This is a genomic window from Nocardia sp. CDC160, from assembly GCF_035818795.1.
In the GTDB taxonomy this organism is placed as follows: Bacteria; Actinomycetota; Actinomycetes; order Mycobacteriales; family Mycobacteriaceae; genus Nocardia.
On the sequence record NZ_JAYKYT010000003.1, the window covers coordinates 227,776 to 241,890 of the forward strand.

Consider the following 14,115-nt stretch of genomic DNA (forward strand, 5'->3'; position numbering starts at 1 on the left):
ATGGGCATCAGACCGTGAGAATGGTCCGGCCGAGCGCGGTGCGGGCGCCGATGGCGGCGTGCGCGGCCGCGGCCTCCTCGAGCGGGAACGATTGGCCGATGACGACTTCCAGGCGTCCGGCCGCGGCCTCCTCCTGGGCCCGGATCTGCAGGGCCAGCCAGTCGGTGTCCGGGGTCGCGATCTCGAACAGGGGGACGATCGTAATCCCCTGAGCCGCAGCGGATTCCGCATCGACGGCCGCGAAACCGCCCGCGGAGTTGCCGTAGGCGATGAGCAGGCCGCCCGGAGCCATGGCCGCCAGTGCGGCGCGACCGATCTCACCGCCCGCGCCGTCCAGGACCACCTGGACTCCGCCGGTGAGCTCGCGCACCCGCTCGGCCCAGTCGGATCGCGAGTAGTCGACCACCTCGTGCGCGCCGAGACGTTGCGCCAGCGCGAGTTTCGCCTCTCCCCGCGCGGCGGCGACGACGCGAGCACCGGCCGCCCGCGCCAACTGGACGAACAGTGTGCCCAGCCCGCCCCCGGCAGCGGTGACCAGCACCGTCTGCCCCGGCTCGATCCCCGCGCGGTCCACCACGGCCAGCGCGGTGCGCCCATCGTGCGCGACGGCCACGGCCTGCTCGAAGCTCAACCCGTCCGGAATTGGAGCCAGTGTGGCGACCTTGGCCGCCGCCCGCTCGGCATATCCGCCGACGGGCAGGCCGCCGCCGATGCCGCTCGCCGCGGTCGGGGTGGCCACCCGCCGACCGATCCACGACGGGTCCACGTCGGGCCCGACCGATTCGACCGTGCCCGCCACCGCGCCGCCGGGCACGAAGGGCGGCTCGACGGGGAAGAAGTTGACGGCCCAGCCGCTGCGCAGCGTGGTGTCCAGGAACATCACGTCCGCGGCGGCGACCTTCACCACCACTTCCCCCGGACCCGCGACCGGGTCCGGGGCCTCGGTCACCGTGAGCACCTCGGGCCCGCCGAATTCCTTCGCCTGTACCACTCGCATGTCCTTGCCTCCCTGTCGCTTTCGACTTCGCGTCGATGTCTCCAGCTTCAAACCTCGACATATGTTGAGGTCAAGCGGCGAGATGCGAATTTCATCGAGAGCGAATTTTTGTGTGATTCATTTTCGAGGCAAGCAGCCTTGACTCCGACTCACTAGACCAACTAGTTTGGAAAGCGCGGCGAGACCCGCCGCCCCCACCGGGACGACGAAAGGTGTGACATGCCGACCCCGCTCCTCGATGAGATCCGCGAAGCGACCCGCGCCCGCGAGGCCGCCAAGCGAGCCGCTCAGGCCGCGGACGCCGTCTGGCGCGACAAGATCAAGGACGCCACCCAGGCCGGTGAACGCGTCTTCCTCATCGCCAAGGCGGCCGGGGACATCACCACCTCCCGCGTGTACCAAATCCGAGACGGCGTTCGCACCGGAAGCCGCTAGCCACACCACCGCTCGGCAACCGAGACACCACATCAACTCTGAAGTTGTGCGGCGTGTCTCGAAGATGGTTCGGTTCGTGCGAGAATCAGCGCGTGCATGATCAGCTGAAACAGTGGATCGAGGAGCTGACGGGCGGGGACAGCACTCGGGCCATGGCGGTGGCGACCGGAATTCCGCAGGCCACCCTGGCGCGGCATCTGGCGCTGGCGACCCCGCCCGTGGAGACGCTGATCGAGATCGCCCGGGCCTATAGCGCCAATCCGGTGGAGGTACAGGTGGTGGCCGGGATCATTACCGAGTCCGAGGCCCAGCGCGCCGGATCCGGCAGCGCCATCCGCCAGGCCAGCACGCGGCAATTGCTCACGGAGTTGTTGCGGCGGGATAAAGAGGCGGAGGAAACGGCGCGGCGCAAACCCTCCCGCGGGGAGGCTGGCGCGAGGCTGTTCCGGTGAGCGATCTCGTGCCGATCCTGGCCGCCGTGTGCGCACTCGCCGCGGCGGTGGCCCGATTACCGCGCTGGAAGGCCGCCGAATCGCGGCCGTTCACCATCGGATTGGCGCTGCTGGCGGTGTGGGCGATGCTGCGCACCCCGGCGATCAATGGGTCGGCCAATGAAATGAGCCTGCCGAGCGGGCATTTCGAATCCATTCCCGGATTGATCGCGGACGTGGCGCTGGTCGGCGCGGGCGCCCTGATCGGGGTGACGGTCGCCGACGCGTGGGGCCGCGCACTGCTCAAGCGGGCGTTCTACCTCGGACTGATCGCCGTGGAAGCGGCGCTGTTGCTCACCTACGACCCGCTGCATCCGTCGTATGTGACCATCCAGACCCACAACTGGATTCTGGCGCTCTCGGGCATCGCGGTGAACGGGGCGGTGCTGGTCGCGTCGACGCTGAGTTATCGCACCGTCCCCGCGCCGTTCCGATTACCGTTGTCGCTGTTCATGTTCGGCGGTCTGAGTGGTTTGGCGCTGGCGGTGCTCCGGGTGGTGACGTTGCTGCGGCCGGAAGGCCCGCAGGTGAATTCGTGGTCGCCGATGGTGAGCATCCCCATCTTCGGCTTCGCCCTGGGCTCGCTGATCGCCAGCGCGCGCATGCGCAAGTACGCGCTGCAGGACATCGACGGCTGATCCCACAGCTGCGCAAATGATCGCCCGGCTGCGCACAATGCCGGTATGCACCACCCCGATTCCCTGACCTCCGGCGGCGATTCACGCGCCCGCGACGCACGGCTGACCGACACCACCCGGGTGGAGACGTTCAGCGATGGCGTCATGGCCATCGCCATCACCCTGCTAGTCCTCGAGGTTCATCTCCCCGAGACCGAGGGCGGCGATCTCTGGCACCAGTTGACCGGGCTGTGGCCCAGCTATCTGGCCTATGCCGGTTCCTTTCTCACCATCGGCGTGATCTGGCTGTGCCATCACCGGTTCTTCGGACGGATCCGGAAGATGGACGGGCTGTTGCACACTGGGAATCTGCTGTTGCTGTTCGCGGTGGCGTTTCTGCCGTTCCCGACCACCGTGCTCGCGCACCATCTCGAGGACGGCGGCTGGAATGCCAAGGTGGCCACGGCCTTCTACGGTGTGGTGGGCGCGGTGCAGGCGGCGGCCTGGTTCGTGATGTGGATGGCGCTGCGCCGCGATCCGGACCTGCTCGCACCCGGATACGACGTGGCGTACGCGCGGCGCGAGAGCATGCAGGCCATTGTGGGTTTCGTGCTGTTCGACGTGATCGCGGCGATCGGCCTGCTGCTGCCCGCGGCGGCGCTGCTGCTGTATCTGGTGGCGGTGCTCGGCTACGGCTACACCAGTACGCGCGATCACGTGCTCTCGCACGGCTGAATCCGTTCCCGGCCAGCGGGACCGGGGTTCGCCAGCGGGTTCGTGCTCGGGTAGCGCGGCCCGTCCGGGGCGCTTATGCTCGGTCCCGCAGATCCGAATCCGCCTGTCGGGCCGCGCATTCGGCACGGCTCGCGGATCCGGTCGGGGGCATCGGGGCGTTCGCCCCGGTGGACGGAATGCGGAAGTGCGGAGCGTGTCGGAATCAGTGAATCCGCCGAGCGGGGAGCAACATGCCGTTCGGCGTCAGCGCCTGCCGTATCCGATACCGGCGGGCTCGCTGGTGATCTCCGTGGGTGCGGTGGGGGTGGCGGTAGTGTTCGCCCCCACCGACTTCCGGATACCTCTCGCCGTTGGTGGATTGGTGGCGGCGCTGGCGCTGACCGCCGCGCTGACCGCGGCCGCCTACTATCGGGCCAGCGTCGAGGAGGTTCGACGGGAGGCGCTGGCCCATACCGCGCGGGCCGACGCGCACGTGGCGGCCACCGTGTCGGCCGCGCAGGCGCGAATCGTGGAGGCGGAGGCCAGGATTCACAGCCTCGGCGAACAGCTCGGCGAGCGGGAGCGGGCGGCCAAGGACAGTGAGAATCGCCGGGCCGCCGCGCTGGCCGCCTTCGCCGGGGCGGCGGGGCGCATGCAGGCCATGAGCACCAGCATGCTGGCGGAGCTGCGCGAGATGGAGCATCGGCACGCCGATCCCAAGGTGCTGGCCGATCTGCTGGAACTCGATCACCGCACCGCCCAGGCCGGTCGCCTGGCCGACAGCATTGCCGTGCTCAGCGGCGCGCGCTCGGGTCGCCGCTGGGCCAAACCCATTGCGATGGAATCGATTCTGCGCGGGGCCATGGGCCGGGTGGCCGGTTATCAGCGGGTGCGGCTGCGGGCCATTACCGAGATCGCCATCGCGGGCCACGCCGCCGAGGGCATCATGCACGCGCTGGCCGAACTGCTCGACAATGCCTGCAACTTCTCCCCGCCCACCACCGAGGTGCACGTGTACGCCGCCGAGGTTCCGGCGGGCGTGGTGATCACCATCGAGGACAGCGGCCTGGTCATGAGCGAATCCGCCCTGCGCCGAGCCGAATCCGCCGTCTCCCGCGACAGCGACTCCGACCTCTCCTCCCTCTCCGGCACCCGCCTGGGCCTCGCCGTCGTCGGCCACCTGGCCCGCAAACACGACCTCACCGTCAGCTACCGTCCCTCCGCCATCGGCGGCACCGCCGTCGTAGTCGTCGTCCCCCGCGAACTAACCACCCGCCTCGAACGCCAATCCAACACCCTCAGCCGCCTGACCCCGGTGAACACCGGCTCGACCCCGGTGGTCCTCCCGGGCTCCGGCGAACGAGCGCCGAACGCTCCCAGCCACCGACCCGATGCCCCTGCACCGAATATCGCTGTGCCCGTGGCGAATACCGCGACTACGTCGGCGCACCGCAGCGAGCCGCTCGAGTCGGCCCAGAGCCCCTTCGGCGCGGCCGTCCCCACTCCCCCGCCGACAGGGTCTCCCGCGCCCACGGTGTCCTCCAGACCGACGGTCGATCTACCGTCCGCCGCTGCGACAGACTCGGAGGGGCTCGGTGAAACCGCCCAGGGCGCAGTGACTTCCGGCGGCCTGCCCAAGCGCCGTCGCGGTAGCACGCTCGCCGCCGTCCACCCTGATGGCTTGGCCGCGCCCACCACTGCGCCCGCGTCACCCCGCCCGGCGTCGCCGCCCTCGGCCATGGCCGCATTCCAGCGCGCCGCCAGCGGCCGTGAGAAGCCAGCATCACTCTCCGAGCAGTACGCCGGACCACGCACGGGCGACTACCCGCGCGTGACCACACCCGCGCTCACCAATCTCGCCGCCACATCGGAGGATCTCCCCGCCCCCGACGACAGCGGCACCAACCTGCTGCCCTCCTCCATCGCCGATGCCATCCGCCGCGGTGATCTGCGGCGCGAAAAGCTCAGCGGTACAACGCCTTCCCCCTCGCCGCGCGAGTACCCCACCGGCGAGTTCCCCGCCCCTGCTACCTCATGGGAGACCGATCGATGACAGCGTCCGCGACACAGTTGGGTTGGTTGTTGGAGCAGTTGCTGGTGCGTACGCCGCGGGCGCGGCATGCGCTGCTGCTGTCGGGGGATGGGCTGAAGATCTGTCATACGGCGGGGTTGTCGGCCGATAGCGCGGATCAGCTGGCGGCCATTGCGGCTGGGATGCAGAGTCTTTCACACGGGGCCTCGGTGGAGTTCGGGGATGCCCGGGGCGGGGTGCGGCAGTCCATGACCGAGTTCTACGGGGGGATTCTGTTCATTGTGGAGGCGGGTGTCGGTACGCACATTGCGGTGGTCGCCGCCGAAGACGCCGATGCGGGGCTGGTCGGGTTCCAGATGCGCGAGCTGGTCGAACAGCTCGGGGAGCATTTGGCCGCTGCGCCGCGAGTCACCGCCACCGCACCGCGAGTCACCTCCACCGCGCCGCGGGTTTCGGGGGCGAGCGTGTCGTGACCAGGCCAGACGAGGATCCGGATCGGCTCTACACGCTGACCGGCGGTCGCAGTCGACCGGATTCGGACGCGTTCGATCTGGTGACCCTGGTGGTCAGCGAGTGTGATCCGGTGCGCGGCATGCAATCCGAGCACGTCGCCATCCTCGATATGTGCCGCGCGCCGACCGCGGTGGTGGAGATCGCGGCCGAGCTGCGCCTGCCGGTCGGCATCACCACCATTCTGCTGTCGGACCTGCTGCACGCGGGCAAGATCACGGTGCGCCATCCGGATCACGCGTCGCGGCAATGGAATTGGACCCCCGACACCAATACGCTGGAAAAGGTGCTCGTTGGACTCCGCAAGCTCTGATACCCGATACCTCGGGGACACCCGTCCCGCCCGCGCCGACGCGCCCCTGCACGCCGATGCCCGCCACGGCCTGAAGATCGTCATTGTCGGCGGCTTCGGTGTCGGCAAGACCACCATGGTGCGCTCGATCTCCGAGATCCGGCCGCTGGACACCGAGGCCACCATGACCCAGGTCGGCCGCGGCGTCGACGACCTGGCCGGTCTGCCCGAAAAGACCACCACGACGGTGGCTTTCGACTTCGGCCGCATCACCATCGACAACGAGCACGTGCTCTACCTGTTCGGCGCGCCCGGGCAGGAGCGCTTCTGGTTCCTGTGGGATCGCCTGTTCGCCGGGGCGCTGGGTGCCATCGTGCTGGTCGATCAGCGCCGCATCGCCGACTCCTGGTACGCCATCGATCGTCTCGAACACCAGCGCACCCCATTCGTGGTGGCGTGCAACAACTTCGGCCCCGGCTCGGCGCTGACCGAGGTGCGCGACGCGCTCGACCTGGACCCGCACATCCCGCTGGTCGACTGCGACGCCCGCGACCGCGATTCCTGCAAGAACGTCCTGATCACCCTGGTCGAATACCTCTACCATCCGGAGACAGTGTCATGACCTCGTCCGCGCCCGGCTGCCCCGTGCCTCACGAGGTCGGCGTCGTCCCCCTGAGCGGCCCCCGCTTCCACACCGATCCGCATTCGCTGTACCGCGAAATGCGCAGGGACCACGGGCCGGTCGCGGCGGTCGAGTTGCCGGGCGGCATTCCGGCGTGGCTGGTGCTGGGCTACCGGGAGATGCATCAGGTCACCAATTCCCCGGAATTGTTCCCGCGCGATGTCAGCCTGTGGAATCAGTGGCCCAATATTCCCCCGGACTGGCCGCTGCTGCCCATGGTCGGCTCCCCCATGCCGTCGATCTACTTCACGGCGGGCGCGGAGCACCGACGGCATCTGGCGATGGTGGAACCGGCGCTGGAGTCGGTGGATCCGTTCGAATTGCGCCGTGTCTGTGAGGGTTTGGCGGATCGGCTGATCGATTCCTTCTGCGGTCGCGGCGAGGCCGATCTGGTGGCCGATTTCGCCGAACCGCTGCCGGTGCTGGTGCTGGCCTGGCTGTTGGGCTTCCCCGACGCCGAGGGCCCCGGGCTGGCCCGGGCCATGAAGCTGCTCGCCGACGGCGGCGCGGACGCCCAGGCCGCGCATCTGCGGTTCATGCAGTACATGCAGCATCTGCTGGCCAGGAAGAAGGCCGCGCCGGGCGATGATCTGGTCTCGCGCATGCTCGCCCACCCCGCGCCGTTCACCGATGAGGAATACGTCAACGACCTGATGGCGGTCACCGCCGCCGGTCACCTGCCCACGGCGGACTGGCTGGTGAACTCGGTGCGCCTGATGCTCACCGACGACCGCTTCGCCGCCGCGCTGGGCGGTGGTCGCCGCAGCGTGGATCAGGCCATGAACGAGGTGCTGTGGGAGGACGCACCCACCGCGATTCTGGCCGGGCGTTGGGCGGCACGCGATACCCGCTTGGCGGACAAGACGATTCGCGCGGGTGACCTGTTGCTGCTGGGGCTGGCCGCGGCCAATACCGATCCGCATGTGCGCCAGTCGGTCGGCAATGCCGCCACCCACACCGGTAACAGCGCGCATTTCGCGTTCAGCCACGGGGAATACCGCTGCCCGTTCCCGGCGCAGCAGATCGCCGAGACGATCGCCCGGACCGGTATCGAGGTGCTGTTGGATCGGCTGCCCGATATCGATCTGGCGGTGCCCGCGCAGAACCTGGTGCGGCGGCCCTCGCCGTTTCTGCGCGGAATGACTTCTCTGCCTGTTGTTTTCACACCAGTTCGTTCCCTAGGGGGTTTCCAGTGAGTTCCGCATGCCCACACGCCATCGCCATCGATCCGATGGTGGGCGATCTCGCGGGTGAGACCGCACGCCTGGCCGCCGCCGAGGCCGTCACCCGGATCGAGCTCCTGGGCGTTCCCGCCTGGACGATCACCGATCACACCGTGGCGCGCCAATTGCTCACCGACGCAAGGCTTGTCAAGGACATCAATGCCTGGAAGCTGTGGCGCGACGGTGTCGTGACCCGGCAGTGGCCGCTGATCGGCATGATCGACGCGGGCCGCTCCATGTTCACCGTGGACGGCCCCGAGCATCGCCGCCTGCGCATCAAGACCACCCAGGCGCTCACGCCGCGTCGCTTGGAGGAGTTGCGGCCCACCGTCGAACGGCTCACCAAGGAGCTTCTCGACGATCTGGACGAGGCGAATCGGGACGGCGCGCCCGTGGATCTCAAGGCGGTCTTCGCCTACCCGCTGCCCATGCGGGTGATCTCCGAGCTCATGGGTGTGCCGCGCAGCGACCACGCCATGCTGCTGGACTGGTACAAGAAGTTCTTCTCCATGGTGACCCCGCAGGACGAGCGGCTGCGGATCATCGAGGACATGGACGTCTACTTCACCGAGATGGTCCGCCGCAAGACCGACACGCCCACCGACGATCTCACCAGCGCGCTCATTCTTGCCGACGAGGGCGGCGAGCCGCTCACCGAGGAGGAGGTGGTCGGCAATCTCAAGGCCCTGGTGGCGGCCGGGCACGAGACCACGGTCAGCCTGATCCTGAACGCGGTGCGCGCCTTGCTCACCCATCCGGAGCAGCTGGAGCGGGTGCGCGCCGGGGAGGTCGAGTGGAAGCAGGTCATCGAGGAGACGCTGCGCTTCGACGGCCCGGTCACCCACCTGCTCATGCGCTTCGCCACCGAGGACATCACGGTCGGCGACACCGTGATCGAGCAGGGCGAGGGCGTGGTCATGTCCTACCGCGCCATTGGCCGCGACACCGCCGTATTCGGCGACGACGCCGACGAATTCGACATCACCCGCCCGACCGCGAGCCGCAATATCTCCTTCGGCTACGGCCCGCACATCTGCCCCGGCGCGGCCCTGGCCCGCCTGGAGGCCGCCATCGCCCTCCCCGCCCTCTTCGACCGCTTCCCCACCCTGACCCTGGCCACCCCGGTCGACCAGATCGTGAACCTCCCGGTCATGACCCAGAACGACATCGCCGCCCTCCCACTCCGGCTGAGCTGACACCGGTTCGGGCACCCGCGCGTGCGGTCGCGCGACAACCCCTGGCAAACTCTGCCGAGTGATGACCAAGGGTGTTCTCGCGTCGGCGACCGCATGCGCGGTCCTGCTCCTCGCCGGATGCGGTTCGAGCGGCGGTTCGACCAAGTCCGACAGCGCTCCGAGTACGCCGAGAGACCAATTGGTCCTGGCGGAATCCGAGTTCCCCGCGGGCACCAAGAAGATGGACATCCCGCAGGACAAGCTGCAGTCCACCCTCACCGATCTCGGCGACACCATGGCCAACACCACCATCACCCCGGCCGACTGCAAGGGCCCGCAGGTCGATGTGGCCGCCGCCGCGAAGGACATCATGTCGAAATCCACGATCGCGCTGGCCGCGACCGAGGACATGACCATGTACGTCGACTACGTCTCCAGCCAGGTCATGGACCTGTCGAAAATGGTGGACAACTACGCGAAATGCCCCGAGCTGAAGGCCACCTCGACCGCCAACGGCCAACAGGTCGACGCCACCACCACGATCACCAAGCTCGCCGTCCCCGCCGACCTGTCCGGCACCGACGCCATCGCCTACAAAACCACCGGCTCGAGCACGGTGGGCGACACCCAGCCGATGAACCGCACCACCTACGAGGGCTACGCGACCGTACGCGGCATGACCGTCGGCGTCCGAGTCTCCGCCCTCACGAACACCCCGGACCCCACCACCTTCGACAAGTTCTTCACCGCCGCCGTCCAAAAGGTCCAGAACGCCAAGTAATTCCTGGTCCCGCCCACCCCACTCCCGTGCCACCCGAACCGAAAATGATACGTTTGAAACCGGTGATGGTTCGGGCGTATGGGGAAGGGTTGGCGTGGCAATGGCTGGGCAACACAGGCGGGCGGGGGGTAATCCGGTGGTGCGGCGGGTGCTGGTGCTGGTGGGGGTGCCGTTGAGTTTGGTGGTGGCGATGGCCGTTGGGGTGATGGTGGGGACGCTGCTCGGGGTTTATGCGCCGGGGGCGCTGCCGCCGCCGAATTAGGTTAGGGGTGGTGGCCCAGGCGGCGGGAGATGGCTTGGGCGGAATCTATTGTCTGGCGGGCTATTTCGGGGAAGCGGGTGGCGGGGAGGCGGTAGGTGGGGCCGGAGACGCTGAGGGCGGCGATGATGCGGCCGTCGCTGTCGCGGATGGGGGCGGCGACGGCGTTGAGGCCGATTTCGAGTTCTTCTTCGCAGCTGGCCCAGCCGTCGGCGCGGACGTGCTGGAGTTGGGCCTGGAGGACGGACAGGTCGGTAATGGTGTTGGGGGCGAAGGATTCCAGGCGCTTGCGCAGCCGGGAGCGCAGGTCGGTGACGGGCAGCTCTGAAAGCAGGGCCTTGCCGCTGGAGGTGGCGTGGGCGGGGCAGCTCTGACCGACCCAGGTGCGCAGCGCGATGCCCGCGGAGCCGACGGCCTCGGCGACATTGATAATGCGGTCGCTGTCGAGAATGGCGATATTGGTGGTCTCGCCGACCCGGGCGGCCAGCTCGTCGCAGATGTCCTGGCTCTGGCGCGGCAGATCCATATGGGCGCTGGTGGATCCGGCGAGCCGCACCACGGTGAACCCGAGCCGATATTTGCCGCGCTCGGACAGCTGCTCGACATAGCCGCGCGCCTCGAGCACGGCCATGAGCCGCGACACGGTGGACTTGTGCACGCCGAGTTCGGCCGCGATCTCGGTGATCCCGGCCGAACCCAGCTTGGCCACGATCTCCAGTGCCGTCAGCGCGCGATCCACCGACTGGACTGGGATGCCGGACTCGGGTTGTTTCGCCATAACACGTCCAGTTTATGCGGCACAGCGTTTTCCGCGCGGTCGGCGGTCATCGGGCACTCCGGATCAAGTCGGCGCACTTCTCCCCCATGGCCATGATGGTGATATTGGGATTCACCGCGGGCAGCTTCGGCATGGCCGAGGCGTCGACCACCCGCAGCCCGCGCACCCCCTTGACCCGGAGTTCGGGATCGAGCACCGCCATCGGGTCGTCGGGCGCGCCCATGCGGGCGGTGGCGGCCGGATGGTAGACGGTGTTGTGGGTCTTGTGCAGGTAGTCGAGGAGCTCGTCGTCGCTGACAGCATCGGGTCCCGGAGCCAATTCCCTTGCCACCCATTCTTTTAACGGTGCCTGCTCGGCAATGCGTCGGGCCAGACGGACGCCGTGCAGCATGACCCGTTCGTCGTGGCCGTCGGGATCGCTGAAGTAGCGGGGGTCCACACGCGGCTTGTCCCGGAAGTCGCGGGAGCGCAGCCGGACGGTGCCGCGTGAATGCCCTTGCGTCACATTGGGTGTGAGGCAGAAGCCGTTCTCGGTGGTCGGATAGCCCCAGCGGACGGTGTTCATATCGAACGGGACGCTGCCGTAGTGCATCATCAGATCCGGTTGGGACAGACCGGGTTCGGTGGTGGTGAACAGCCCGATCTCCCACCACTGGGTCGAGGCGGTGACCATGGGGCGCGCGGATTCCCAGAACACCAGGCCCTCGACGTGATCGTCGAGATTGGACCCGACACCGGGCGCATCGACGCGAACCGGAATCCCCATGTCCCGCAAATGATCCGAGGGACCGATGCCGGACAACATCAGCAGCTTGGGCGTATCGATCGCCCCCGTACTGATGACCACTTCCCGCCGCGCCCGCACCGTGTCGAAACCGGTGAGATCCGGACGCCGATATGTGGCACCGACGGCCGAATTCTGTTCGTCGAAAAGAATTTCCGACACCCAACATCCGGTGCGGACCTCGAGGTTGTGCCGCGAATCCAGAATCGGATGCAGGTACGCGTGCGAGGAAGACATACGCACGTTGTCGGCATCGGCATTGATCCGGAACCACCCGGCCCCATTGGTGACCGTGGTCCCGCGATTGAACGCGACCGTCGGCAGCCCGGCCAGCGCGGCCGCCGCCAGCACCGCGTCCCCGCACGGATCCTTCGGCGGGATGTCCCGAATCTCCACGGCCTGTTGGAGTTTGGGCAGATACGGCAGCAGTCCGTCCGGCCCCCACCCGGTCGCGCCCATGGCCTCCCACTCCGCGAGCCCCTCGGCGGGCGGATGGAACGCGATGCACGAGTTGTGCGAGGAACACCCGCCCAGCACCTTGGCCCGCGCGTGCCGCAGAAAGCTGTTGCCGCTGTCCTGCGGTTCCACCGGATAGTCCCAGTCGTACCCGGATTCGAGCAGCAGCATCCAGTCCTCGAGCCGCAGAATGCGGTCGTCGCCGACATCGCTGGGCCCGGCCTCGAGCAGGCAGACGGTCACGGCGGGATCCTCGCTGAGCCGTGCGGCCACCACGCACCCGGCCGAGCCGCCGCCGACGATCACGTAATCGAAGGTGTCGCTCATGACGCGGGCACCTCCGCGGCATGCGCGGCGAGGATGCCGATGACGCGAACTCCCCGCAGCGCGTACCAGATCAGTCCGACCAGGAAGATCGCGCCGATGTAGAGGAACGCGCCCCACGTGTTGTACCAGGGCCCGCCGTAGACCGCCGGGCGCGGCCAGGCCAGGTTGATCGCCATGCCCAGCCCCCAGACCACGGCCACGATGTTCACCGGCAGACCCCAGCGCCCCATCGAGAAGTACCCGTTCTCGGCGAGGTCCGCGGGCGGCCAGCCGCCCTTGAACCGCTGCCACAGCATGGGCCCGGTGACCAGCAGGTACGCCAGGTAGATCATGATCACCGCGATGGAGGTCAGCACCGTGAACACCTGCGGCTGACCGATATTGATCACCAGGATGAGCGCCGAGAGCACCCCGATCACGACCGCCGGAATCACCGGAGACCGGTGCTTCTCGCTGACCCGCGCCAGCTTCTCCCCGAACGGCAAGGCATTGTCGCGGGCCATGGCGAAGGTGAGCCGAATGGCGGCGGTGTGCACGGCCAGCGCGCAGACGGTCACCGCGATCACGATGCAGACCAGGAACGCCTTGCCCAGCCAGCCCCACATGACCTGTTCGACGATGTACTGCAGTCCGCCGTCGGCCGTCCCGAGCTTCTCGTCGCCCAGATTCGGCGCGGACATGACCGCGAACACCAGGATCGCCCCGCCAATGACGAAGGACGCCAAGAGCGCTCGCAGAATCGCCTTGGGTGCGGTGCGGCGCGGTTCCACGGTCTCCTCGCCGAGGGAGCTGGCGGTGTCGAAGCCGTACATGACATACCCGGAGGCGAGGGACGCGACGAGGAAGGCGCTCAGGTACCCGCCGCTCTGCCCCGCGCCGTAGCCGTTGCTGGAGAAGAACACGCTCGGCCCACGGGTCACGTGCACGCCGAGAATAATGGCGATGAGCACGGCGGCAATGAGTTCGATGAACACGCCCGCGCTATTGATCATGGCCATCAGCCGCACCCCGAAGGCATTCACGACCGTGGTGAAGACAATGAGCACCGTGCCCAGCAGCACCGCATTGGTGGCGTAGTCGTGGCTTCCGGTGCCGTCGCCCACGATCTGGAATCCGCTCCAGAGTTTGGGCAGATTCAGCTGATACGCCAGCACCACCGCCGACAGCGTGACAATGGACGCGGTGAGCATGAGCCAGCCCGCCGACCACCCGACGACCCGGCTGCCGAGCTTCTTCGCCCAGTTGTAGACCGAGCCCGCCACCGGATATTTCGCCGAGAGCTCCATGAAGCACAGGGCCACGGCGAGCTGCCCCACGAATACCAGCGGCCAGGACCAGAGGTAGCCGGGTCCGGCGGTGCCGAAGCCGAAATAGAACATCTGGAAGGTGCCGGTGAGAATCGAGATATAGCTGACGCCCGCGGCGAAACTCGAGAATTTGCCGATACTTCGGCTCAGGGATTCCCGGTAGCCGAATTCGGCGACGCCGTGATCGGGGGTGGATGCGCTGGTGGGTGCGGGGGGACGGGTAGTCGTCATGACGGCCCAACTTTCAGAAATTAA

At 67.9% G+C, this 14,115-nt stretch carries 16 protein-coding genes; 12 read left to right on the forward strand and 4 right to left on the reverse strand.

Annotated elements, in window-relative coordinates:
* Positions 1-7: 7 nt before the first annotated feature.
* The gene (locus VMT40_RS15655) at positions 8-997 is read right to left on the reverse strand and encodes a zinc-binding dehydrogenase (RefSeq protein ID WP_326358873.1); all 990 of its coding nucleotides are present in this window, start codon (positions 995-997) and stop codon (positions 8-10) included.
* A 219-nt stretch (positions 998-1,216) separates the two neighbouring features.
* Between VMT40_RS15655 and VMT40_RS15660 the strand changes: the two genes are divergently transcribed.
* The 12 genes from VMT40_RS15660 to VMT40_RS15715 all read left to right on the forward strand — a co-directional run bounded on the left by VMT40_RS15660 (position 1,217) and on the right by VMT40_RS15715 (position 10,211).
* Entirely contained in the window at positions 1,217-1,432 is a 216-nt protein-coding gene (locus VMT40_RS15660; protein ID WP_326358874.1) for a hypothetical protein, read from the forward strand.
* A 92-nt stretch (positions 1,433-1,524) separates the two neighbouring features.
* Positions 1,525-1,884, forward strand: coding sequence for a hypothetical protein (locus tag VMT40_RS15665; RefSeq protein ID WP_326307147.1), 360 nt, complete (start codon positions 1,525-1,527; stop codon positions 1,882-1,884).
* On the forward strand, positions 1,881-2,561 hold the full coding sequence (locus VMT40_RS15670) for a hypothetical protein (RefSeq protein WP_326358876.1): 681 nt from the start codon (positions 1,881-1,883) through the stop codon (positions 2,559-2,561). Before VMT40_RS15665 ends, VMT40_RS15670 begins: the two co-directional genes overlap by 4 nt.
* Positions 2,562-2,606: 45 nt before the next feature.
* On the forward strand, positions 2,607-3,275 hold the full coding sequence (locus VMT40_RS15675; protein WP_326358878.1) for a TMEM175 family protein: 669 nt from the start codon (positions 2,607-2,609) through the stop codon (positions 3,273-3,275).
* A gap of 193 nt (positions 3,276-3,468) precedes the next feature.
* Complete coding sequence (locus tag VMT40_RS15680) at positions 3,469-5,307, forward strand: sensor histidine kinase (RefSeq protein ID WP_326358879.1); 1,839 nt, start codon at positions 3,469-3,471, stop codon at positions 5,305-5,307.
* On the forward strand, positions 5,304-5,759 hold the full coding sequence (locus VMT40_RS15685) for a roadblock/LC7 domain-containing protein (protein WP_326358880.1): 456 nt from the start codon (positions 5,304-5,306) through the stop codon (positions 5,757-5,759). The genes VMT40_RS15680 and VMT40_RS15685 overlap by 4 nt, the downstream gene beginning before the upstream one ends.
* On the forward strand, positions 5,756-6,109 hold the full coding sequence (locus tag VMT40_RS15690) for a DUF742 domain-containing protein (RefSeq protein WP_326307140.1): 354 nt from the start codon (positions 5,756-5,758) through the stop codon (positions 6,107-6,109). Before VMT40_RS15685 ends, VMT40_RS15690 begins: the two co-directional genes overlap by 4 nt.
* 70 nt (positions 6,110-6,179) lie before the next feature.
* Positions 6,180-6,710, forward strand: a complete 531-nt coding sequence (locus tag VMT40_RS15695) for a GTP-binding protein (protein WP_326360202.1) — start codon at positions 6,180-6,182, stop codon at positions 6,708-6,710.
* The gene (locus tag VMT40_RS15700) at positions 6,707-7,966 is read left to right on the forward strand and encodes a cytochrome P450 (RefSeq protein ID WP_326358882.1); all 1,260 of its coding nucleotides are present in this window, start codon (positions 6,707-6,709) and stop codon (positions 7,964-7,966) included. Before VMT40_RS15695 ends, VMT40_RS15700 begins: the two co-directional genes overlap by 4 nt.
* Positions 7,963-9,189 (forward strand): cytochrome P450 family protein, encoded by a 1,227-nt coding sequence (locus VMT40_RS15705; RefSeq protein WP_326358884.1) that lies wholly within the window; start codon positions 7,963-7,965, stop codon positions 9,187-9,189. The genes VMT40_RS15700 and VMT40_RS15705 overlap by 4 nt, the downstream gene beginning before the upstream one ends.
* A 61-nt stretch (positions 9,190-9,250) precedes the next feature.
* Entirely contained in the window at positions 9,251-9,949 is a 699-nt protein-coding gene (locus VMT40_RS15710) for a hypothetical protein (protein ID WP_326358886.1), read from the forward strand.
* A gap of 100 nt (positions 9,950-10,049) precedes the next feature.
* Positions 10,050-10,211: a hypothetical protein gene (locus VMT40_RS15715; protein WP_326358887.1), complete on the forward strand. Its 162-nt coding sequence runs from the start codon at positions 10,050-10,052 to the stop codon at positions 10,209-10,211.
* Position 10,212: 1 nt separating this feature from the next.
* Here VMT40_RS15715 and VMT40_RS15720 read toward each other — a convergent pair whose 3' ends face one another.
* The 3 genes from VMT40_RS15720 to VMT40_RS15730 are packed head-to-tail and all read right to left on the reverse strand — an operon-like array spanning position 10,213 to position 14,091.
* Positions 10,213-10,986 (reverse strand): IclR family transcriptional regulator, encoded by a 774-nt coding sequence (locus tag VMT40_RS15720; protein WP_326358889.1) that lies wholly within the window; start codon positions 10,984-10,986, stop codon positions 10,213-10,215.
* 46 nt (positions 10,987-11,032) lie between these two features.
* Positions 11,033-12,553: a GMC family oxidoreductase gene (locus tag VMT40_RS15725; protein WP_326358891.1), complete on the reverse strand. Its 1,521-nt coding sequence runs from the start codon at positions 12,551-12,553 to the stop codon at positions 11,033-11,035.
* Positions 12,550-14,091, reverse strand: a complete 1,542-nt coding sequence (locus VMT40_RS15730) for an APC family permease (protein WP_326358892.1) — start codon at positions 14,089-14,091, stop codon at positions 12,550-12,552. The genes VMT40_RS15725 and VMT40_RS15730 overlap by 4 nt, the downstream gene beginning before the upstream one ends.
* Positions 14,092-14,115: the final 24 nt, after the last annotated feature.